We start from the raw sequence: 22,318 nt of genomic DNA, 5'->3' as shown, positions 1-22,318 counted from the left end.
ACCAAGCAGGCCGTAGCGGCCAATCTGTTCAAAACCGAATCCAACAAGGGAGAGAAGCGGAAATGACCCAGGCAGACTATGAAACCATCCTCGTCGAAAAGCGCGACCGCGTCGGGCTGATCACGCTCAACCGGCCGAAGGCGCTGAACGCCCTGAACGAGAAGTTGTCGGAAGAAATCCTCGCCGCCGTAACCGCCTTCGAAGCGGACGACTCGGTCGGCGCTATGGTGATCTGCGGATCGGAGAAGGCATTCGCTGCCGGCGCGGACATCAAGGAGATGCAGGAGAAATCCTTCGTCGACATGTACGGCGGCGATTATTTCGGGGCTTGGGACAAGGTGGCGCGCGCCAGAAAGCCGATCATCGCCGCCGTCCGCGGCTTCGCGCTCGGCGGCGGATGCGAGTTGGCGATGCTCTGCGACTTCATTATCTGCGGCGAGGGCGCCAAGTTCGGCCAGCCGGAAATCAAGCTCGGCATCCTGCCGGGCATCGGTGGGTCGCAGCGCCTGACCGCGCTCGTTGGCAAATCGCTGGCCATGGACCTGATCCTGACCGGTCGCATGATCGAGGCCGCGGAAGCCAAGCAGGCCGGTCTCGTCGCGCGCGTCGTTGCGGACGATGCCGTCCTCGACACCGCCATCGAAGCGGCAACGATAATCGCCGGATACAACCTTCCTTCCGTGATGATGGCGAAGGAAGCCGTCAACACGGCGCTGGAACTCTCGCTTACCGACGGCATCCGCCTCGAACGCCGCCTGTTCCAGGCCGCCTTCGCAACGGAAGGTCAGAAAGAGGGCATGGACGCCTTCCTCAACAAGCGGACAGCCGCCTTCAACGGCCGCTGATAGCAGACCCGTCCCGGGTGGCCGCCATCGCGGCCGCCCGGCAAGAGACCGAGACCGGGCAGTCGGCATCGGCAAGCGGTCGCACGCGATGCCGCGCCTTTGCTCCATCCCGAAAGTCGTTCGGGATGGATGCGGAAAGTATTGCTCAAATATAATTAGTAAATCCGAGTCGGATAATAAGTATATCTGTTCTTTATTGCACAAATCCTGCGCGTAATTGCGCGTATAATTACATTGTCCGCAGTGCTATTCGAAATCAAGGAGCCGGGAGAGCTTCAGACAATTTACAGGGAGGTATTATCATATGCCCGCAATCTCATTGCCGCGCGCGCTGCGGATCGGAGCAGGAACGACGTCGGAACTGCCGGCGGCACTCGCCCAGCTCGGCCTGAAGGCGCCCGCCATCATCACCGACGATTACCTGATGAAGAGCGGCGGCGCCGATCGCATCGCGACCACGCTCGCCGCGAAGGGCATGACCGCACGAATCTTTTCCGGCGTGGTTCCGGACCCCACCACAAGCTCGGTGAACGCAGCGCTGCAATTCGTCGCCGAGGGCCAGCACGATTGCGTGGTCGGTTTCGGCGGCGGCAGTTCGATCGACACCGCCAAGGCGGTCGCCGTCCTTGCCGCACGCGGCGGCTCGATGCGCGCGCTCAAGGCGCCGCATCAGGAAGACGCGCCCGGCCTGCCGATCGTCGCGATCCCGACCACGGCGGGCACCGGATCGGAGGCGACGCGCTTCACCATCATCACCGATGACGAGAACGACGAGAAGATGCTGTGCGCCGGCATGGCCTACATGCCGGTGCTCGCAATCGTCGACTATGAGCTGACGATGACGGCGCCGCGGCGCCTGACGGCCGATACCGGCATCGATGCCCTGACGCACGCGATCGAGGCCTACGTCTCTCGCCTTGCCAATCCATTCTCCGATTCCATGGCGATCGCCGCGATGCGCGCCATCTGGCCCAACCTGCGACGGGTTTACGAGACCCCGGACGACCGTCCGGCCCGCGAAGCGATGATGATCGGGTCTCTCCAGGCCGGCATCGCCTTCTCAAACTCGTCCGTTGCGCTCGTGCATGGCATGAGCCGGCCGATCGGCGCGCATTTCCACGTCGCGCACGGGCTGTCCAACGCGATGCTGCTGCCGGTTGTGACCGCATGGTCGGCGCCGTCCGCCGAGAGACGCTACGCTGAGTGCGCCCGCGCGATGGGCATAGCCACGCCGGAGGAAAGCGATGAGAGCGCCGTTGCGCGCCTGATCGAAGCGCTGCGCGAGGTCAATCGGGAACTCGCCGTTCCGAGCCCGAAGACGTTCGGCATCGACGAGTCCCGCTGGAACGACCTGATGCCGGTCATGGCCGAGCAGGCGCTGGCCTCCGGATCGCCCGGCAACAATCCCCGCGTACCCGACGCCGACACGATCCAGACCCTTTATCGCCAGGCGTGGGCCTGAAGTCTTTTCGAACCTGAAAGTTGATGCAATGACCGTTTCCAATCTCATCGATCACGTCATCTCCGGCCGCCAGCCGGCCGAGCCGCGCAATGTCTCGGATGTCTTCAATCCGGCGACCGGCGATGTCACCGCCAGGCTCGCGCTCGGCAGTGCGCTTGAAGTCGACATGGCCGTCTCCGCGGCCGCCGCCGCCTTTCCGGCCTGGGCCGCGACGCCGCCGCATGTCCGCGCCCGCGTCATGTTCCGCTTCCGTGATCTCGTCGACCGCAACCTCGACCGGCTGGCTGCCATCATCACCGCCGAACACGGCAAGGTCCTGTCCGACGCCAAGGGCGAGGTAATCCGGGGCCTCGAAGTCGTCGAGTTCGCTTGCGGCATCCCCCAGGTGCTGAAAGGCGAGTTCTCCGAGCAGGTCGGCCATTCTATCGATGCGGTGTCCTTCCGCCAGCCGCTCGGCGTCGTTGCCGGCATCACCCCCTTCAATTTCCCGGCCATGGTGCCGATGTGGATGTTCCCCGTCGCGATCGCCTGCGGCAACGCCTTCATCCTGAAGCCATCCGAGCGCGATCCGAGCCTTGCCAACGAGCTCGCGAAGCTGCTCGACGAAGCAGGCCTGCCCAAGGGCATCTTCCAGGTCGTGCATGGCGGCAAGGACGTGGTCGACGCGCTGCTCGACCATCCGCAGGTCGAGGCGATCTCCTTCGTCGGCTCGACGCCGATCGCCGAATATGTCCACCAGCGCGGCACGGCGGCCGCCAAACGCGTCCAGGCGCTGGGCGGCGCCAAGAACCACATGATCGTCATGCCCGACGCCGACATGGACAAGGCGGTCGATGCCCTCATGGGAGCCGCCTACGGCTCGGCCGGCGAACGCTGCATGGCCATATCGGTTGCCGTGCCCGTGGGAGAAGCCACCGCGGATGCGCTGGTCGAAAAGCTGGCGCCGCGCGTGCGCACGCTGAAGATCGGCCCGGGCACCGATCCCGAGGCCGAGATGGGACCGCTCGTCACCCGGCAGCATGCGGACAAGGTGCTGGGCTATATCGACACCGGCGTCTCAGAAGGCGCGGAGCTCGTCGTCGATGGGCGAGGCCTCAACATCCAGGGTTACGAGAAGGGCTTTTTTGTCGGCGGCACGCTGTTCGACCGCGTCACCCCCGACATGCGCATCTACAAGGAAGAGATTTTTGGGCCGGTCCTGTCGGTCGTTCGCAGCCAGAGCTTCGACGACGCCCTGAAGCTCGTGAACGATCACGAGTTTGGAAACGGCACCGCGCTCTTCACCCGCGACGGAGACACGGCCCAGGCCTTCCTCGGCAATGTGCGCGCGGGAATGGTCGGGATCAACGTTCCGATCCCCGTGCCGATGGCCTTCCACTCCTTCGGCGGCTGGAAGCGCTCGCTGTTCGGCGATCACCACATGCATGGTCCGGAAGGGGTCCGTTTCTACACGCGCCTGAAGACCGGAACGGTGCGCTGGCCGAAGGGCATTCGCGCCGGCGCCGAGTTCGTCATGCCGACGCTGAAGTAGTAGGTGGCCCGCGATGTCTGCCTTGCTGCTCGATGACCATGTCGTCACCGCGACCGAAGGACGGCTGGGGCTCATCACCCTCAACCGGCCGAAGGCCCTCAACGCCATCGACCTGGAGATGGTGAAACACATCTCCGCCATCGTCGAGCGCTGGGAGTTCGATGCGGACATCGACGCCATCCTCTTGCGCAGCGCCATCCCGCGCGCCTTCTGCTCCGGCGGCGATGTGCGCTCGATCGGCATTCTCAAGGATCCCGCCGAGCGCGTTGACCTCGGCCGGGACTTCTTCGGGACGGAATTTATCCTCAATCGGCGCATCAATCGCCTTCGAAAGCCCTTCATCTCGCTGATCGGTGGGATCGCCATGGGAGGCGGCCTCGGCCTGTCCGTCCACGGCTCGCACTGCATCGTCAGCGAAGACGTCCGCATGGCGATGCCGGAAACGATGATCGGCTATTTTCCCGACATCGGCGCGACATGGTTCCTCAACCGCTGCCCTGGGCAGATCGGCCGCTATCTCGCCCTGTCCGGCGCCCATATCAACGCCGCGGACGCCATCTATTGCGGGCTGGCGACGCATCAGGTCCCGTCCGCCTCCTTCGAGGTCCTGGCGCAGGATCTCGCCGCCGCCTCGCATCTCGATGCGGCACGGGTGGACGCAATCATCAAGCGACATTCCGCGACCTTCGACGGCGGTGTGCTTGCCAACCGCATGCGGGCGATCGATCGGATCTTCGGCGATGACGATCTCGACGTCGTGGTCGATGCGCTCCAGCGCGAGGCCGGCGACGAGCCCTGGATCGCCGACGCGCTGGCCGCAATGCGCCGCGCCGCGCCGACCAGCCTGCGCGCGACATGGCGGCGGATGGTCGAAGGCAAGGACCAGCCCGTCGAGACGATCCTGATCGAGGACTACCGGATGGCGCTGCGCATGGTCGCGCGCCGGGACTTCGCCGAGGGCATACGCGCCGTGCTCGTCGACAAGGACCAGTCGCCCGCCTGGCAGCCGGCAACGCTCGCAGAGGTGAGCGAGACCGATATCGACAAACTGCTTCTGCCGCTCTCGCCCGCAGCTCGCGGAGAGCCCTACGACCTGACGTTCTAGCAAGAGGAGAGGACGGCCACTTCTACAGAATGCCAAGAATTCGGCCCTGTCATTCGTCTGGAGTCATCGTGTTTGGGAGACGCGACGACAAAGGCGGACATCAGCAAGGCTCAAGACGTCATCGACTGAACAGCGAAAAACCTAATCGGGAGGAACTTATGAACGATCCTGTTGTGACATTCGAAATCCGTGGCAGCGCCGCCTGGGTCACGATCAACCGGGCAAAGAAGCTCAACGCCCTGTCTTCCGAGGTGGTCACGACAATGACCAACCTCATCCGCGAGCTGGAAGCCAATGACGAGGTCCGCGTTATCGTCCTGACGGGCTCGGGCACCAACTTCTCGGTCGGTTACGATATTTCCGAGGAAGTCGAGGCGGGCATCGAGCGCGCCGAGGACTGGCATGGCGCACTGACCCGGAATGTCGGCCTCTCCATGACCGTCTGGTCGGTCACCAAGCCCACCATCGCCGCCGTCGACGGCTGGTGCCTGGCCGGCGCCTGCGAACTAGCCATGGCCTGCGACATGATCGTCGCCACCGACCGGGCGCAGTTCGGCGAGCCGGAGATCCGCTTCGGTTCGGGGCCCGTCACGCTCCTGATGCCTTTCCTGATCGGACAGAAGAAGACCAACGAACTGCTCCTGACCGGCGACGTCGTGACGGCGCAGGAAGCCCAGCGCATCGGCATGATCAATCACGTCACGACCCCGGACGAGTTGCAGGCCCATGTCGATCGTCTCGCCGAACGCATAGCGGTGACGCCCGCCATCACGCTGAAGCTCACCAAGATCGCGCTGACCCGCGCCTACGAGGCCATGGGCCTGCGCAATGCCGTCAACGTCAACCTCGACCTCGCAGCCACGCTCAACGCCGCCTACTCGCCGGAGAAGGCCGAGTTCGGCAAGCGCGTCAAGGACGAAGGTCTGCGGGCGGCGCTGAACTGGCGGGACTCCCGGTACGGAAAGCTGGAGGCGAAGTGAGCGAATAACCGGATCATCCGCCAAGCGGAAGGGAGGAATGACATGCTTTCAACGATGCAGGGAGGCCAGCTCGGAGTACCGTTGCTTCTGCGGCATATGCAGCGGGTCGTGGGACGATCGCGCGTGTACGCGCCGGACAATGCCGAGGGCACGAGCTTCGCCATGCTGGCCGAACGGGCCGGGCGTCTCGCCAACGCTCTGACGGGGCTTGGCGTTGCGTCCGACGCCGTCGTCGGGACGCTGTGCGGCTCGACCGAGGCCCATATCGAGGCCTATCTCGGCATACCGGGATCCGGCCGCATCTTGCACACGATCAATGTACGCCTGCACGACAACCAGATCGAATACGTGGTCAACCATGCCGGCGACCAGGCCGTCATCGTCGACATCGCCTATCTGGACAGCGTGCTGCGTGGTCTTGATCGCTGCCCGAACGTCAAATGGGTCATCGTGACCGGCGCCGCCGACGGTGACCTGCCGGATGTCGCAGGGTGCCGCCTGTGTTCCTACGACAGCCTTCTGGCTGCCGCAGAGCCGCAGGCCGAATGGCCCGATCTCGACGAGAACAGCGCAGCCGTCATCTGCTACACCGGCGGCACGACAGGCATGCCGAAGGGCGTGGCCTACAGCCATCGCTCCCTATGGCTTCAGGCGGCCTCACTCTGCGCCGCCAACTCGCTCGCCATCGGCTCGTCGACGCGCGTGCTTCCGGCCGTCCCGCTCTATCATGTCAACGGATGGGGCATACCTTATGCCGCGCTGATGGCCGGCGCCGACGTCATCCTGCCGAGCAAGTCTCTGCAGGCGAAGGACCTGCTGGCGCTCATCGACCGCCACGAGCCGAACCTGGCCGCGGGCGTTCCGACGATCTGGTCGGACGTGCTGGAGGAGCTGCGGGCCCGCGGCCGTACCTCACTCGGATCGGTTCGGTCGATAAGCTGCGGCGGCGCGCAGGTGCCCTCCGTCCTTGCCCAGGCCTATGCCGCCATGGGGGTCGAGATCTTCCAGGCCTGGGGCATGACCGAGACCTCTTCCATGTCGGCGATCGCCAGGATTCCGCCCTGGGCGGTCAGCGACAAGGAGAAGGAGCATTATCGCACCAAGCAGGGACGCGTCGTCTGCGGCCTCGAAGCCCGCGTCGTCGAGATCGGCGGCGGTGAACTCGCCTGCGACGGCAAGACCGTCGGCGAGATCCAGATCCGCGGCCCCTGGGTGACGGCGAGCTATCTCGGCAGCGACGACCGCGAGAATTTCGACGATGGCTGGCTGCGGACCGGCGACCTCGGCACCATCGACGCGGACGGTCACCTCTCGCTCTCCGACAGGGCGAAGGACGCGATCAAGTCGGGAGGCGAGTGGATCCCGTCGCTCAGCCTCGAGGAGAAGATCCTCGCGCACCCCGCCATCGAGGAGGTCGCGGTCGTGGCCGTCGAGGACGCGCGCTGGCAGGAAAGGCCCGCCGCCATCGTGGTCCTGAAGATCGGCGTAACGATCACCGGAGACGAACTTTCCGGCTGGCTCGAAAACCATGTACCGCGCTGGTGGCTGCCGAAGCTGTGGGCGGTCGCGAGCCAGTTGCCGCGTACCTCCGTCGGCAAGATCGACAAGAAGCTCATCCGCCAGATGATCGGCGAAGGCGCGTTCGCAAGCGTCGATCCACCGAGAAAAAAGACTTCAAGCAGATCGCCGCGCTCGGCGCCGAAGGCGCTGGCGGCGCGATAGGCGGCATCCCGCCGCAAACTGAATCTGACCACCAACAAGGAGTAACGACATCATGAACGCCAAACCCTTCATCGACGCCAACGCCGTATCCGAGACCGTCGCGGCGGTGCGCGAGAACCCGAAGCTCGCCCAGGTCTCGTTCACGCTCGAAAGCTCATCGCTCGGCGGGCTGAGGATGCAGTCGCGCACCGGTGCGCTTCACCAGGCCGGCGAGGCCGACGAAAGCCGCACCGGCAAGTTCTCCCTTCAGACAGACGAGCCCGTCTCGCTGCTCGGCACCGATCAGGCGGTCAGCCCCGCCGAATACGTGCTTCAGGCGCTCGCGGGCTGCTACGGCGTCACGCTCGCCGCATGCGCGTCGGCCAAGGGCATCGAGCTCAACCGGATCGACCTCGATCTTCAATTCGATATCGACCTTCAGGGCTTCCTCGGTGTCGACGACACCGTTCGTCCCGGCGCCCAAGAGATCAAGGTCAAGGTGCGCCTCGACAGCCCGAATACGTCGCCGGCCGAACTCGAGGAACTGATCGCAGATCTCCAGAAGACTTCGCCGATCCGCGACACGCTGGCCAATCCCGTCAAGGTGACGACCCAGCTCGCCTGAGTGCCACGCCGCCCGCCCGGCTCATCCCCGGGCGGGCTGCCGATAGAGCCTGCCATCCGCGCTGATCATGCTCGGCTGAGCCGCGCGCAGGCAGCACCGCTTCATCATCGATTGCTTGTGACCGTTGCCTGGGAGGTCAACGGACGGACGCGCTTTGCCAAATGAAACAACAGCCATAGGGAGGAACCGAAATGGCCAGTAACGCAACAGTGGTGTCGGGTCAAAAGGACCTGAGCGCCAGGGGCATGGACAAGGAACATCGGAAGGTCGCGGTTGCAAGCCTGATCGGCACGGCCGTCGAATGGTACGACTACTTCATTTACGGCACCTATGCCGCTCTTCTGTTTCCGCATCTGTTTTTCCCGAGCGTCGATCCGCTTACCGGAACGATCGCCGCCTTCGCGACCTTCGCCGTCGGCTTCATCGCACGCCCCATCGGCGCGGCCGTCTTCGGTCACTTCGGCGATCGCATCGGACGCAAGTCGATGCTGGTGTTCTCGCTGCTCCTGATGGGCGGAAGCACCGTCGCCATCGGCTTTCTCCCGACCTATGAGACCGCGGGCATGTGGGCCGCCGTGATGCTCTGCGCGCTCCGCCTCCTGCAAGGGTTTGCCGTCGGCGGCGAATGGGGCGCGGCCGTCGTCATGGCCGTCGAGCATGCGCCCGCCAATCGCCGCGGCTTCTACGGCAGTTTCCCGCAGGTCGGTGTCCCGGCGGGACTTCTTCTGTCGACCGGCGTCTTCGCCATCGTCTCGGCCTCGATGAGCAACGAGGACCTGCTCGCCTGGGGCTGGCGTATTCCCTTCATCGCCAGCATCGTCATGATCGCGATTGGGATGTTCATCCGCTCGACCGTTCAGGAATCGCCGGTGTTCAAGGAGATCAAGGAAAACAACGAGGCTTCAAAGGCGCCGGCGCTCGAAGTCGTGCAGCAGCACCGCCGCACGCTGTTCGTCACCATCGGCATGCGCATGATGCAGAATGCCGTCTACTATCTCTACACGGTCTTCATGCTGAGCTACATCGTCGGCACGCTGAAGATGGACCGGTCCGCCGGCCTCAACGCTGTGATGATATCTTCGGCGATCGGCATCTTCACCCTGCCTCTGTGGGCCTGGCTGTCCGACCTGATCGGCCGCAAGAAGGTCAGCATGTTCGGCACGGTCGCCTCGACTCTGTTCGTCATGCCGTTTTTCTGGATGGTCGATACAGGAAACGTCTGGCTGCTGACGCTCGCCATGATCATCGCCATCAATATCTTCCACGACGCCATCTACGGGCCGCAGGCCGTGTATTTCTCGGAACTGTTCGGCACCAAGGTCCGGCTTAGCGGGGCGAATATCGGCTATGCGATCGGCTCAGTGCTGTCCGGCGGCTTCGCCCCGATGATCGCGACGGCGCTGCTCGCCGCCAACGACGGCAAGACCTGGGGCATCAGCACCTACATGATGGGCATGGGCGTCATCAGCATCGTTGCGACATTCTTCGCGCGCGAAACGTTCAGAGACGTTCTTCATGAACCTGCCCCCAACAGGGCGGCTCTGGCGACCTAGACAAGGCGTTCGACTGCTGGCGATTTCGAAGCCCGCAGGCAATGCCGAAGGCCACGAAGCGCAGCGGACCTTTCGCTGCGCTTTTCCTTTTCCGGTGGATATCGGCATCAGATCGGAACAACTCTTCCCGCGGTCGTGGCATGAGGGACGCTCTCGGCGAGATAGATTTGCAATGCTTCTATTGCCGTCATCGGCATCTGCCCCCGGTCGCGGCCGAAGCGGCCTGGCACGCCCTGGGCGGTGACGAACGCCACTTCGTAGTCCGTCTGAGGACCGAGCTTCTCTTCGTCTGCGAAGATTTCGACGATGCGGCTCCCGAACGGATTCTCGATCTTGGCGAAGATTGTCAGTCCGCAAAAGCGCTTCACATATCCGCTCATCTGGCCGAACGGATCGGCGCAGAAGGTCCTGTCGAGATTCTGCTCCATCATCGTGCGGATCTCCTCGCCGGTCATAGTGACCGTCGATACGGGGGGATTGACCGGTATGATGTTCCATAGGTCGTTCATCGTGACCGGGCCTGCGGGTATCGGTGCTCCGTACCGCCAGCCGTTCGAAAAGGCGATCTTGCAGCCGGAAACATGGCAGAGCGCCGCCAGCAGCAGATCGTCCATCGTGCAGTCGAGGATCGTGTTGCGATGGAGTGCGGTGCCGACGTTCCCGACAGGAACTGAGAGACGCTCGCGCAATGGCGCCATCACGCCTTCCACGAGCGCCGCCATCGCCGGATCGGGCTCGACAGCGTCGTCCAAGGCGACCAACTCGTGCCGCTCCAGCCGAACGCCGCCGTCGCCGACGCTCAGATCCAGACGCCCGACGAAGGCGCCGTGGCACCCGGACTGGATGATGATCGCTCCGTTCGCCACGACCGGGCGTTCGAGCCTGTCATGGGTGTGTCCGCTCAGGATTACGTCGATCCCGTCGACCAGCCCCGCAAGCTTGACGTCCTGCGGCAGGCCGAGATGGGACAGGACGACGATCAGGTCGACGTCTTCTTTCTGGCGGAGCCGGCGGATCTCGCGGGGCAGTTCCTTGTCGCCATTGGTGAAGCGCAGGCCCTCGCTGAAATGCGGCGGCATGGTCTTGTCGACGATGGTCGCGGCAACGCCGATGACGCCGATCCGCAAGCCGCCGCGCTCGATGACGCGCGATGCCGCAAACGGTCGCCGGCCGGTCTTCTTATCAAAGCAGTTGATCGCCAGGACCGGATAGTCGAGCCGCTTGGCGAGCGCCCTGAAATGGGCCGGTCCCCAGGCGAATTCCCAATGCGCCGTCATCGCGTCGAACGCCAGCGCATTGGTCAGCGGGACCAGTGCCTCTCCCTTCGAAGAGACGGCCGCATAGGTGCCGTGAAACGTATCGCCATTGTCGAGGGCGACGACCGCATCCGGGCATTCCGATCTGACCTTGTCGAGGTAACCCGCGATGCGCGCATAGCCTCCGAGCGTGGGGAAGCGAGGCTTGGCGCCGTGCCAGACCAGTTCGGGATGCGGCTCCAGATAGCCGTGCGTGTCGTTGACCTGTAGAAGCGTGATATTGCGGCGTGTCGTTTCGACCATTCTGGCGTTCCTCCCGGCAACTCGATGCCCAGGATGAGCGCCTCGCCCCCAAGCTTAAGAGCGTCTTAAGACAGGTTTCCGATCAGCGAATTCGCGCGAAATAGCGGCTCATCGGGCGATTTCAGTCCTCGCGATAAACAGTTCCATTCCAGATACCGAATTTGCCGCCCGATCGCGGGATGCTCCGGCATCGGGCGTTGGCGTATTGCCTGAAACCACCCGCCGATATTCGGCGGGGGTCATACCCGTCCATCGTCGGAAGGACCGATGCAAAACCGGCGCGGCGCTGTAGCCCAGTTGCAACGCCAGACTCTCGATATTCCCGACGTTCGAAACAAGTGCTCGGAGCGCTACGTCCCTTCGCAGGTCGTCCTTGATCTCATGGAAAGAGGTCCCCTCGGCTGCAAGCCGTCGGGTCAAGCTACGCTGCGACATTGTGCATTGGTTGGCAGCCTCCGGCAAAGTCAGCTCGAAGCCTCGCGGCGAAACGAGAATATTTCGGCGTATCTTCAGCGTCAGGGCGTGTTCGGACGATTGCGTGAACATCCAGTCACGCGGCGCGCGCTCGAGAAACGCCAGGATCTCCGTCTTCGAGCGCACGATCGGCAGACGCATCGTCGCGCTTGAGAATTCGATCCTGGTGCTCGGCGCTTCGAATCCGGCCTTTGCCGGGAACATGGTGTTGTAGTCCGCGCCGAAAGGGGGGCGCAGGAAGGCGAATGAAATGCCCGCGATCGGAACCTCTGAACCGGCAAGCCATGATACGATTCCATGGACGAGTTTCATCATGATGACGTGCGAGAACCGATTGGTGACTCGCGCCCTCCCTGTCGAATAGAGCGTCATGCGTTCCACATCCGGGGCGGATTCATGCGAGAGGCGATGATCATCCAGCAGAAGATTCCAGACCTGCGCGAGGCGGTGAAGGGCGGTCGTCATGGACGGGGCATCGATGACCGTCCGGCAGATGATTTTCAGAGCCCCCGAACGTATCGGGCGTGACCAGAGGCCCATCATCTCATCGCCGGTTTGAACCGCTGCGATCTTATAGAGCGCGATGACTTGATCCTGACTGATCCTGCCATCTGGTCGACGCAGGAGCCGCTCCGCAATCCCCGCTTCATCCAGGAAATTCCGAACGCGGCTTTCGGAAGCGATGGCCTGAAGGCTTGCGAGCCACTCTTCGATCAGCGCAGCAGAAAGCGTAACGGGGTCAGGGCCCGTCAGCCTTCTCACCGCCGTTTCTTGGAGATTGGCCAAATCCGTCATCCTTTTGGCAATCAGTATCATTTCGAGCAAATGCTTTCCATGAAACTATGGCCAGCAATGCAACACCTCTGATCTCACGATAGCGGGATGCGCGAAATTTGCCGCATGCCAAGCTGCGACCAACTGGAGAAGCGAACGACAATGACGACGGCCCTACATATCGAGTTGAAAGGAGACATCGCGCTCCTGACGCTGTCGCGCCCCGAGCGCCGCAACGCCATCGATGAGGCCACCGTCATGGAGATCGGCCGCTTCTTCGCCGATCCGCCGCCCGGCACGAAGGTCGTCGTCCTGACATCTGCCGGGCCGCATTTCTGCGCCGGTCTCGATCTCGAGGAACACGCGCGGCTCGCCCGCACCCCGGCTCAATTCATGCGCATGTGCCAGAAATGGCATTGGGCCTTCGATCAGATCCAATATGGCGGACTGCCTGTGATCGCGGCGATCAAGGGTGCGGTCGTCGGTGGCGGGCTGGAGCTCGCCGCGGCCTGCCATACCCGTGTAGCAGAGCCCTCGACCTTCTTCGCGCTTCCCGAAGGCCAGCGCGGGATCTTCACCGGTGGCGGCGCGACGGTGCGTGTGGGACGGATCATCGGACCCGGAAGAATGGTCGACATGATGCTCGCCGCGCGCACCTATGATGCGCAGCGTGGCCTGGACCTGGGACTCTGTCACGAGATCGCTGCGGAGGGCAAAGGTCTGGAACGCGCGTTGGAGATCGCGGCGGCTGCGGCCAAGCACGCGCCTCTCTCGAACTATGCGATGGTCACGGCGATTGGCAGGATCAATGACATGTCGACGACCGACGGGCTTTTCACCGAAAGCCTCATGGCGGGGATCGTGCAGAGCGGTCCTGAAGTGGCGGAAGGGCTCCGATCGTTCCTGGACAAGAAAAGCAACAGGCTGGAGCCCGTCCCGAAATAGCCTGTCGCAGGTCAAGGCGCGGCGTCTTCGCCGAACTCATACCACTTCTTGCAGCAACCTTATGTCTTACTCGCGGTCCGGTTGTAGGCCTTCAGGGCGGTGTGAACTCGCGGGTCCTGATCACCTAATCCGGGCGAAATTTGCCGCACCTCGCACGATATCCCTACGCTCCGGCCGGACTTCCGGCCTCACCATGCTCAGGAGTGCCCGTTCAGGATCCCCGGCGCCGAACACCGCTTCGATGCTGCGTACGCACAGGACGACGGTCTCATCTGCGAGGCTGTAGTATACCTGTTTCGCTTGGCGGCGCGTCGTCACGAGCTCTGCTTTGCGAAGCTCAGCGAGCTGCTGGCTGAGTGCGGGCTGGCCGATGCCGGTCGAGATGTCGATCTCGGTAACCGACTTTTCCCCTTCGAGGAGAAGGGAGAGGATCATCAAACGTTGCGGCTGCGCGAACTTGCGCAGTTTGTCCGCGGCAATATCGGCCTGCGCGCGCGACTGCCAAAGCGTCTTCATCCGTCCCTCCGGCAGAACCAGTCGGCCTCATGCTGGGCCTTTTCATCGGCGGGCTGAAGCAGCGGCTGGCCAGGCTGCCAGTCGGCGGGAGCCAGCTTCTCTCCCGAATAGGTGGCTTGCAGTGCCTCGACCATCCGCACCATCTCATCGACAGAGCGGCCAATCGTCAGGGGGTAATGCGTGATCGCGCGGATCACGCCTTCCGGGTCGATGAAATAGGTTGCCCGCACGCCCGCGCTGCTCTCGGCCGCCTCGTCAATCATCCCGTAGGCTCGGCCGACGAGCATCGTCGGGTCCTCGATCACCGGAAACGGGATTCCCACGGAGAAGAGTTCGCGGATCGCGCGCGTCCAGGCGAGGTGCGCATAAAGGCTGTCCACGGATAGCCCGAGGAGTGCACAGTCGAGCGCGGCAAACCGGTCGTGCGCCTTGGCGAGCGCAACGAATTCCGTTGTACAGACGGGCGTGAAATCGGCCGGGTGGGAAAAAAACACCAGCCAGCGGCCTTTGAAGTCGGAAAGCCGAACCGGGCCATGGGTGGAGCGTGCTTCGAAATCCGGGGCGGTGTCGCCCATCCGCAAGGCGGTAGCAGGTATACGAATCGATACGTCGTTCATTGAAGTCTTGGTCTCGTAAACGTCATCAACGCGTTTGTCGCATGCCGGGCCGGTTGACGCAATATGATTACACAATTACATAGTTCGACAAACACATAAATGTCAGCGGTCAAATCGCTGATCGGCGGCCTCGCGAGGCTTCGATGCCGACGATAGCTCCAGGAACCTTCACCTTCCGGTTAGGTTCGGGACTCACACGAAGGAAAAGTTTCCTTCCAATGAGATGTCGCAGGTCCCGCTGCTCGCCTCGGTCACGCGATTGAAAGAGAAGCGCTATGTTTGATGCCCTGCTGCTGGCGAGAATTCAATTCGGCTTCACCGTCAGCTTTCATTTCATCTTCCCGGCCTTTTCCATTGGCCTTGCCAGCTACCTGATGGTGTTGGAGGCGCTTTGGCTGAAAACCGGAAACGGCGTTTACGCCAATCTTTATCGGTACTGGCTCAAGATCTTCGCGCTTGCCTTCGGCATGGGGGTCGTATCCGGCATTGTGATGTCCTACCAGTTCGGGACGAACTGGTCCGTGTTCTCGGACAAGGCCGGCCCGGTGATCGGCCCCCTGATGGCCTACGAGGTCCTAACGGCCTTTTTTCTGGAAGCCGGCTTCCTCGGCGTCATGCTCTTCGGCATCAACAAGGTCGGGCCGAGGTTGCATTTCGTGGCGACCTGCATGGTCGCGGTCGGAACATTCATCTCCGCGTTCTGGATTCTGTCGGTCAATAGCTGGATGCAGACGCCAACAGGATTCGAGATCGGCGCGAACGGCCAGTTTCTCCCTGGGCCAAGTTGGTGGGCTATCATCTTTAACCCGAGCTTCCCTTACCGCCTCGTTCATACGGTTATCGCCGCTTATCTGACGACGGCCTTCGTGGTCGGCGCGGTCGGTGCGTGGCATCTTCTGAAAGATCGCACCAATCCAGGCGCGCGAAAAATGTTCTCCATGGCGATGTGGATGGCGGCGCTCGTGGCGCCGATACAGATCATCGCCGGTGACATGCATGGTCTCAATACGCTCGAACATCAGCCCGCCAAGGTGATGGCGATGGAAGGACACTATGACAGCCATCCCGACGGTGCGCCGCTCATCTTGTTCGGCATTCCCAACAGCGCCGAAAAGCGCGTCGACTATGCGATCCAGATTCCCAAGGCCTCGTCGCTCATCCTGAAGCATGATCTCAATGCCCCACTGGCCGGCCTCGATACGATACCCGACGATCGCCATCCTCCCATCGGTGTCGTCTTCTGGTCATTCAGGGTCATGGTTGGCCTCGGGTTTGCGATGCTTGGCCTCGGCCTTTGGAGCCTTGCAGCACGGTATCGCAAACGCCTCTACGACTGGCGCCTTCTTCACAGGGCCGCGATCGTGATGGGCCCGAGCGGCTTCATCGCGGTGATAGCCGGATGGATCACGACTGAAGTCGGCCGTCAGCCCTTCACTGTCTACGGCCTCCTGAGAACGGCTGAATCGGCGGCTCCTCTCGATGCGCCGGCCGTGGCCGCGTCTCTGATCGCCTTCATCATCGTCTACTTCGCCGTCTTTGGGGCCGGCACTCTGTACATCCTCAAGCTGATGGCCAAGCCGCCGCAATCACACGAGAGCGCCGACCCGTCCGAAGGGAAACCGGTTCGCGCGGCGGGCATCACGCCCGCGCCGGCCGTTGAAGGAGGAGGCTCGTGATGATCGATCTCACCATCATCTGGGCAGGCATCATCGCCTTTGCCGTGGCAGCCTATGTCGTCATGGACGGCTTCGATCTCGGCATCGGGATCCTTTTTCCCTCGTTCCGTGTCGGCGGCGAGCGCGATCGCGCAATGAACAGCATCGCGCCGGTCTGGGACGGCAACGAAACGTGGCTGGTACTTGGCGGCGGCGGCCTTATGGCCGCATTCCCGCTCGCCTATGCGATCGTGCTCCCGGCCCTTTACGCGCCACTCATCGCGATGCTGCTCGGCCTTGTCTTTCGCGGTGTCGCATTCGAATTCCGATGGCGCGACCCAGGCCATCGCCAGTTCTGGGACATGGCTTTCAGCGCCGGCTCCATTATCGCCACCTTCGCTCAAGGGATCACGCTAGGGGCGCTTCTTCAGGGAATTCATGTCGAAGGAAGAGCCTATGCGGGCGGCTGGTGGGACTGGCTCACCCCATTCACGCTTCTCACTGGCGCAAGTCTCGTGGTGGGATACGCGCTCCTTGGGGCGGGCTGGCTGATTTGGAAGACAGACGGCCCTATACAGGCGCATGCCCGGAGGCACGCACGTATACTCACCATCGCGCTTGTCGCAGCGCTCGTCGCCGTCAGTGCAGCGACTCCGCTTCTTGAAGCGCGCTACTATCAGCGCTGGTTTGGATGGCCGGGCGTGCTCGCCGCAGCTCAAATGCCTCTGCTCGTCGCCATCGCCGCGCTCATCCTCTGGCGATCGATCGATCGCAGCCGGGATTGGCTTCCATTCGCGATGACCCTTGTCCTGTTCGCACTGTCAATGGCAGGACTGGCTATTTCGATATGGCCCGACGTTATTCCTGGGCGGGTGTCGATCTGGGATGCCGCCGCACCGGAACGCAGCCAGGTCTTCATGCTCGTCGGTGCGGGCGTACTCGTCCCGATCATCATCGCCTACACCGCATGGGCCTATTGGGTGTTCCGAGGCAAGGTCGATGAAACTGGATATCACTGAAAAGACGGCGCCCAAGCTCTGGAAACGGCTTGCTTGGTTCGGTGGTATATGGCTCGCAAGCGTCCTGGCTTTGACGCTTGTAGCATTGTCCATACGAGTTGTTCTCAGGCTGTGATCAGAGATCCGAAGCGAGGCAATCGTCAGCGTGCACCCCGACGAATGATCGCCCATGATCCGAATTGCCGGCTCGCCACGTCAGTCCGACAGGTCGCCTAAAGTGATGGTGCGGGTGGTCGGGCTCGAACCGACACTCCTCTCGGAACCGGATTTTGAATCCGGCGCGTCTACCAATTCCACCACACCCGCATATTCGCCGCCGATTCTAGCCGACGCTCTCTGCACCTATACTGCACCTAGAGCAAAAACCGAATGGCTCACTTCACTTTTTCTTCCCACCCAAGCCCCTGAAAATTCGACACATTCAACTCGTCGTGATTTCCTGTGGATTGGTAGACAAACCTCTTTTTGAGTCCGGCGCGTCTACCAGTTCCACCACGCCCGCATCAGGCGCTATCTATAACGGCTTGCGGGGCGCGCCAACAAAAAAAGCACGGTTCTCCCGCCTCAAGCGGCACCACACTGAAGCGGCCCGCAGCCCTGACCGCCGTCACATCGTGCAGATCGCGCTCACAGGCCCTGCGGCCGGTGGACGCCATGCCAGCCAGTGCCGAAGCTCAGGCTCTGAAGAGGCGACCGACTCATGAACTGGCTAGAGGAAACGCGCGGCTTCTCGTTCAGCGCCTCCAGGAAGGATTGCGCCCAGCTGTCGATATCGTTGCGCTTCAACACCGCCATCATGCGGGCGTGGCGTTCACGGCGTTCGTCGAGCGGCATTTCCAGCGCACGCCGCAGGGCGAGGGCCATGCCTTCGGTTTCATGCGGGTTCACCATCAGCGCACCGCCGGACAGCTCCGCCGCCGCACCGGCGAATTGCGAGAGAACCAGCACCCCGGGATCGTCCGGCTTTTGGGCCGCGACGAACTCCTTGGCGACGAGATTCATGCCGTCGCGCAGCGGGGTTACGAGCGCAACGTCGGCCAGCCGATAGAAGCCGGCGAGCGCGGAGCGTGAATAGGTTTTGTTCACGTAGCGCAGCGGCGTCCAGGAGACATCCCCATACAGCCCGTTCATCTGCCCGGCCTTGTGGGAGATGAAGCGATCCATCTCGATATATTCGGGCACTTCGGTGCGGCTCTTGGGCGTGATCTGCACGAAGGTCATCTTCTGGTGCAGCTCGGGCGCGGTCCGCAGGAGATGTTCGTACGCCTCCAAGCGATTCGGGATGCCCTTGGAATAGTCGAGCCGGTCCACGCCGAGGATCAGCTTCTTGCCGGTCAGGCTCTCGCCGAAGCTCTTCACATAGGCCGTACGCCCGGCATGACGGGCGCGCCGGGCGAACGCCTCGGTCTCGATGGCGACGGGAAATGCGCCAATCCTCACGCGCCGGCCGGCGATGTCATAAGCCGTTCCGTCAGATGTCGCCTGCCCGCCGCGGGTTTCCAGATAGCGACCGAAATTGTCGCGGTCGTTCTCGGTTTGGAACCCCACAAGATCGTAATGGGCAAGCGACCCGATGATCTCGCCGTGGCGCGGCAAGGTGGCCAGCAGTTCCGGCGGCGGCATGGGAATGTGCAGGAAGAAGCCGATGCGGTTCTTGTGCCCGCGCTCGCGCAGATATTTGGCGAGCGGCATCATGTGATAGTCGTGGATCCACACGACATCGTCTTCCTGCAGGATCTTCGACACGTGCTCGGCGAAATTGCGGTTGACGCGAATATAGCCAGACAGGTCGGCCCGCTGGAATTCGGCGAGATCGACACGGTAATGCAGGATCGGCCACAGCACGCGATTGGCGAAGCCGTTGTAATATTCCTGGTAATCGTCGTCCTTCAGATCCACCACAGCATACTTGATCTTGCCGCGGGTCGAGACCGTCGGGCGATCCGAGGGATTGTCATTGATACGGCCGGACCAGCCGAACCAGATCCCCGAGCGATCCTTCAGGGCGGCATTGACAGCGACGGTGAGACCACCGGCGGCGGTTTTCTCGCCCTGCTGGGGAACGGCAACCCTGTTCGATACGACGATGAGACGCGACACGGTCAATTCCTCCGTTCGATGGGATTCGCCGCGAGGGTGGCGATGAGAGCACGCACGCCCGCCGGTTCCGGCAGGACGGCATGGACACCGGGAAACCGGCGGCCGACGGAAATGGCGATGCCGCCGAGGGCGGAGACGGCGGCAAATCCTGCCTGGTCGGTTACGTCGTCGCCCAGAAACACGGGGGTGCGGCCGACAAACTCCGGCAGTTCCATGAATTTGCGGATGGCGAGACCCTTGTCGTGGCCCGCATGCTTCACCTCGAACACCAGCCGACCGGGCAGAATCACAAGGCGGCCGAGGGTGCGGTCCACCAAGGTGTGAAGCAGGCCTTCCAGCACCGGGCCGATGGAGGGGACACTGCGATAATGCATGGCGACGCTGGCGCCCTTATCTTCGGCCATGACGCCGTCGAGATCGTCAGCGATCAGCGCCAGGGCGTCGCGCACGTCCTGCGGCAGCGGCAGGACCGAGGTGTGGATGCCTTCCCCCGCCCGGCCGCGAGACTCGGCGCCATGAATGCCGGAGGCCGGAAGCCGCAGCGGAGAAAACAGGCGATCCAGATTTTCAATCGCGCGTCCGCTCACCAACGCGAGCGCGCCCTCGGCGCGCGTCTGGAGCGTGGAAAGATCGTGCAGCAGGCTGGCGGGCACCATCACGGCATCGGGGTGGGGCGCGATGTCGATCAACGTTCCGTCCACATCGAGGAAGAATGCGCACCGGGTGGGATCCAGGCGGGACGCCAGGGTGCGGCCATCCATTACGGAAACGGCTTCGGTGTTGGCACTCACCCCGGCATCGGTCCGGCCGGAGCCGGGCGCGAAAGAAGTGGAAAAGCCGGGGCTGAAAGTCGTCATGAAGCGTCGGTCCATCTTGATGATGTCACTGAAACGCCCTCGCTTGGTTTCAGGTTCCCCCGCAATGCGACCAAAAAAACGCCACGATGAATAAAGCAGCGCTTGCGCTTGCTTTGCGGCTTCGTCTCAACCTCGACCGGAACCGCACGCGGCGGTGGGCGTTGGGTCCACGAATCCACGGAGACCAAACGCATGTTCGGACAGTCCCGATCTTCCACGACCGACATTTCCAAGCGCCTGGAAGCGCTGCGCCACGATATTACGCTGCTGGGTGAGGCGCTGGCCGACGCGGCGGAGGAAAACACGCGCGCCCCGCGCCATCAGGCCGGCCGCTACTTCACCGACGCCTTGCAGACCCTGGAGCAGGAAGCCGCGCATGTGGCGCGCAATGGCCTGTCCCTCGCGCGCAAGGGGCGCCACGAGGCAAGCCGTCATATTGATGACGTGGTTGATCAAGCTCATGATCTCGTCGCCCGCAAGCCGGGATCGATCGTGCTGGGCGCAATAGCCGTGGGCTTGACCGTCGGGTATGTGCTGTATGCTATGACGGGTACGTCTTCGCGGCGTCAGTGAGAATTCCCTCGTTTGGCGGGGTTGTCCGCCGGCCGCCGACGGGGGCATGAAGAACTATCGGCCGGACGCATTCCCGGCGCCCGCCGGCGACAAGGATATGTGGAGATGAAAATGAGGGCGGCTATCATCGTGTTCGCGGCGGCTTTGGCGCTCGGCGGCTGCAGCCAATATTCGGAATCTGACCGCGCGGTCGGCGGTGGTCTGCTCGGCGCAGGCGCGGGCGCCCTGATTGGCGGCGCGGCCACCGGCACGGCCGGCGGCGCTGTGGTCGGCGGTGTGCTCGGTGGCGCCACCGGCGCGATTGTCGGCGCTGCCACGACCCCGAAGGCCTGCTGGGCGCGCGACGCCTACGGCAATTCCTATCGCGTCACCTGCCCCTGAGCACGCGACAAGTCCTGATTTGAGGGACAGAATCAGGGCGCCCCCCGGGGCGCCCTTTTTATTTCGCCTTGGCTTGAATTCGCACGGAACCTGAGCCGGGTTACAATGTTGACCTCCTGTCGGCTTGCTGCCGACGCCTCCAAGTCATCTTCATTGGCGGGCCCACTTTGCGGCTCGCCATTTTTTTATCTGCCACCATAAGAAAACCCCGGACAAGCCGGGGTCTTCAAAGCTCAGGCGAGATGGCAAGCGGGAAGACGCCTTTACGGCACGCTCGGCCCACCGCCGCGCCGCATGAAGCCGATGACGGCGGAGATGAGGAACAGAACGATCGCCACATAGAAGATGATCTTGGCAATCTCGATGGCCGTGCCGGCGATGGCACCGAAGCCGAGCACCGCGGCAATCAAGGCGATCACAAGAAACGTAATGGCCCAGCTGATCATGGCATTGTCTCCGTGTTGCGCCCCGGCCGCGACACGTCCTGATGCGGGCGCGGAGCGGGACAGATGAAGCCTTGCCGTGTCAACCCTTCTACGCCGTCGCGGTTCCCGGCTCCGGCCGCGCTTTGGTGGTGGCGGGAATATTTTGCACCGGGGCCGCATTCGCCGGAACAAAGCTCCCGGCACCGCGTTTGTCTGCGAATAGTGTACATGCGGAAGGAGAGCAGAATGCCCGGACCGCGACATACCCCGGCCGAGAAGATCATGCCTCAGGGCCTTTCAGCGCCGCATGGATACGACCAGTGCGAATTCACGCCGGATCAGGCGCCGCGCGATTATGCGCGCCCGCGTAAATTTCACGGTCCGGACGAGGAGCGCCGGCATCTTCGTGCGGTGTCGGCTGCAATCGGCGATGGAGAGACGCCGGGCATGGCCGATCGCCAGCCCGCCGCGCCGCCCTCCCCGCCCCGCAGCCCACACTGGGATGATGAGGGCGCGCCCGCGGACGGCTCCTCACGGTTGTACCGAGAATGAGACGTTCTGCGGTCCCACCCCTGGCCCTTCAATACCCGACCCTTGCAGGAAGGGATGCTGCCATGGCAC

The 22,318-nt window shown here is 63.0% G+C and carries 21 protein-coding genes and 1 tRNA gene; 14 read left to right on the top strand and 8 right to left on the bottom strand.

Translation table 11 applies throughout. From position 1 onward, the window contains the following. Positions 1–62 precede the first annotated feature (62 nt). The 8 genes from V5F68_RS22975 (at position 63) to V5F68_RS22940 (ending at position 9,802) form a co-directional block, all read left to right on the top strand. A complete protein-coding gene (locus tag V5F68_RS22975) occupies positions 63–845 on the top strand; it encodes an enoyl-CoA hydratase (protein ID WP_394012966.1) in 783 nt (260 codons plus the stop codon). Between the two features lie 304 nt (positions 846–1,149). Further along, a complete protein-coding gene (locus tag V5F68_RS22970; RefSeq protein WP_445322311.1) occupies positions 1,150–2,307 on the top strand; it encodes an iron-containing alcohol dehydrogenase in 1,158 nt (385 codons plus the stop codon). Between the two features lie 28 nt (positions 2,308–2,335). After that, positions 2,336–3,838, top strand: a complete 1,503-nt coding sequence (locus V5F68_RS22965; RefSeq protein ID WP_394012968.1) for a CoA-acylating methylmalonate-semialdehyde dehydrogenase — start codon at positions 2,336–2,338, stop codon at positions 3,836–3,838. A gap of 13 nt (positions 3,839–3,851) precedes the next feature. Next, the gene (locus V5F68_RS22960) at positions 3,852–4,943 is read left to right on the top strand and encodes an enoyl-CoA hydratase/isomerase family protein (RefSeq protein WP_394012969.1); all 1,092 of its coding nucleotides are present in this window, start codon (positions 3,852–3,854) and stop codon (positions 4,941–4,943) included. A 158-nt stretch (positions 4,944–5,101) separates the two neighbouring features. Next, positions 5,102–5,923, top strand: a complete 822-nt coding sequence (locus V5F68_RS22955; RefSeq protein WP_394012970.1) for an enoyl-CoA hydratase/isomerase family protein — start codon at positions 5,102–5,104, stop codon at positions 5,921–5,923. 42 nt (positions 5,924–5,965) lie between these two features. Next, entirely contained in the window at positions 5,966–7,645 is a 1,680-nt protein-coding gene (locus V5F68_RS22950) for a long-chain-fatty-acid--CoA ligase (RefSeq protein WP_394012971.1), read from the top strand. 52 nt (positions 7,646–7,697) lie between these two features. After that, complete coding sequence (locus V5F68_RS22945) at positions 7,698–8,249, top strand: OsmC family protein (RefSeq protein ID WP_394012972.1); 552 nt, start codon at positions 7,698–7,700, stop codon at positions 8,247–8,249. A 191-nt stretch (positions 8,250–8,440) separates the two neighbouring features. Next, positions 8,441–9,802, top strand: coding sequence for an MFS transporter (locus V5F68_RS22940; RefSeq protein ID WP_394012973.1), 1,362 nt, complete (start codon positions 8,441–8,443; stop codon positions 9,800–9,802). 107 nt (positions 9,803–9,909) lie between these two features. On the opposite strand, the gene V5F68_RS22935 is transcribed toward V5F68_RS22940, so the two are convergent. Both V5F68_RS22935 and V5F68_RS22930 read right to left on the bottom strand, forming a co-directional pair. Next, a complete protein-coding gene (locus V5F68_RS22935) occupies positions 9,910–11,361 on the bottom strand; it encodes a bifunctional metallophosphatase/5'-nucleotidase (RefSeq protein WP_394012974.1) in 1,452 nt (483 codons plus the stop codon). Positions 11,362–11,469: 108 nt separating this feature from the next. Continuing rightward, positions 11,470–12,621, bottom strand: a complete 1,152-nt coding sequence (locus V5F68_RS22930) for an AraC family transcriptional regulator (RefSeq protein WP_394012975.1) — start codon at positions 12,619–12,621, stop codon at positions 11,470–11,472. Between the two features lie 150 nt (positions 12,622–12,771). Between V5F68_RS22930 and V5F68_RS22925 the strand changes: the two genes are divergently transcribed. Continuing rightward, the gene (locus tag V5F68_RS22925) at positions 12,772–13,554 is read left to right on the top strand and encodes a crotonase/enoyl-CoA hydratase family protein (RefSeq protein WP_394012976.1); all 783 of its coding nucleotides are present in this window, start codon (positions 12,772–12,774) and stop codon (positions 13,552–13,554) included. A gap of 120 nt (positions 13,555–13,674) precedes the next feature. Here V5F68_RS22925 and V5F68_RS22920 read toward each other — a convergent pair whose 3' ends face one another. Further along, the gene (locus V5F68_RS22920) at positions 13,675–14,070 is read right to left on the bottom strand and encodes an ArsR/SmtB family transcription factor (RefSeq protein ID WP_322432396.1); all 396 of its coding nucleotides are present in this window, start codon (positions 14,068–14,070) and stop codon (positions 13,675–13,677) included. After that, on the bottom strand, positions 14,067–14,687 hold the full coding sequence (locus V5F68_RS22915) for a peroxiredoxin (protein ID WP_322432395.1): 621 nt from the start codon (positions 14,685–14,687) through the stop codon (positions 14,067–14,069). The genes V5F68_RS22920 and V5F68_RS22915 overlap by 4 nt, the downstream gene beginning before the upstream one ends. A gap of 275 nt (positions 14,688–14,962) precedes the next feature. Between V5F68_RS22915 and V5F68_RS22910 the strand changes: the two genes are divergently transcribed. From V5F68_RS22910 to V5F68_RS22900, 3 genes are read left to right on the top strand one after another with little or no spacing between them, the layout of a single operon-like run. Continuing rightward, positions 14,963–16,363, top strand: coding sequence for a cytochrome ubiquinol oxidase subunit I (locus V5F68_RS22910; RefSeq protein WP_394012977.1), 1,401 nt, complete (start codon positions 14,963–14,965; stop codon positions 16,361–16,363). Further along, on the top strand, positions 16,363–17,361 hold the full coding sequence (gene cydB / locus V5F68_RS22905; RefSeq protein ID WP_322432393.1) for a cytochrome d ubiquinol oxidase subunit II: 999 nt from the start codon (positions 16,363–16,365) through the stop codon (positions 17,359–17,361). The genes V5F68_RS22910 and cydB overlap by 1 nt, the downstream gene beginning before the upstream one ends. After that, the gene (locus tag V5F68_RS22900; RefSeq protein ID WP_322432392.1) at positions 17,342–17,476 is read left to right on the top strand and encodes a DUF2474 family protein; all 135 of its coding nucleotides are present in this window, start codon (positions 17,342–17,344) and stop codon (positions 17,474–17,476) included. Before cydB ends, V5F68_RS22900 begins: the two co-directional genes overlap by 20 nt. Before the next feature lie 106 nt (positions 17,477–17,582). Here the strand turns inward: V5F68_RS22900 and V5F68_RS22895 are convergent. From V5F68_RS22895 to otsB, 3 genes are all read right to left on the bottom strand, one after another. Next, a tRNA-Leu gene (locus V5F68_RS22895) sits at positions 17,583–17,667 on the bottom strand. Between the two features lie 321 nt (positions 17,668–17,988). After that, complete coding sequence (otsA, locus tag V5F68_RS22890) at positions 17,989–19,461, bottom strand: alpha,alpha-trehalose-phosphate synthase (UDP-forming) (protein ID WP_394012978.1); 1,473 nt, start codon at positions 19,459–19,461, stop codon at positions 17,989–17,991. A gap of 2 nt (positions 19,462–19,463) precedes the next feature. Then, positions 19,464–20,318, bottom strand: coding sequence for a trehalose-phosphatase (gene otsB / locus V5F68_RS22885; RefSeq protein WP_394012979.1), 855 nt, complete (start codon positions 20,316–20,318; stop codon positions 19,464–19,466). 192 nt (positions 20,319–20,510) lie between these two features. Here otsB and V5F68_RS22880 point away from each other — a divergent pair, with 192 nt between their 5' ends. Beyond that, complete coding sequence (locus tag V5F68_RS22880) at positions 20,511–20,891, top strand: hypothetical protein (protein WP_394012980.1); 381 nt, start codon at positions 20,511–20,513, stop codon at positions 20,889–20,891. A gap of 111 nt (positions 20,892–21,002) precedes the next feature. After that, positions 21,003–21,272, top strand: a complete 270-nt coding sequence (locus tag V5F68_RS22875) for a YMGG-like glycine zipper-containing protein (RefSeq protein ID WP_394012981.1) — start codon at positions 21,003–21,005, stop codon at positions 21,270–21,272. A 263-nt stretch (positions 21,273–21,535) separates the two neighbouring features. Here V5F68_RS22875 and V5F68_RS22870 read toward each other — a convergent pair whose 3' ends face one another. After that, positions 21,536–21,718 carry a DUF1328 domain-containing protein gene (locus tag V5F68_RS22870; protein WP_348845431.1) on the bottom strand — a complete coding sequence of 61 codons (183 nt, stop codon included), beginning with the start codon at positions 21,716–21,718 and terminating at the stop codon, positions 21,536–21,538. Positions 21,719–22,318: the final 600 nt, after the last annotated feature.

It is taken from the genome of Roseixanthobacter pseudopolyaromaticivorans, assembly GCF_043195145.2.
In the GTDB taxonomy this organism is placed as follows: domain Bacteria; phylum Pseudomonadota; class Alphaproteobacteria; order Rhizobiales; family Xanthobacteraceae; genus NCEH01.
This window is presented reverse-complemented; position numbering and strand designations above follow the sequence as displayed.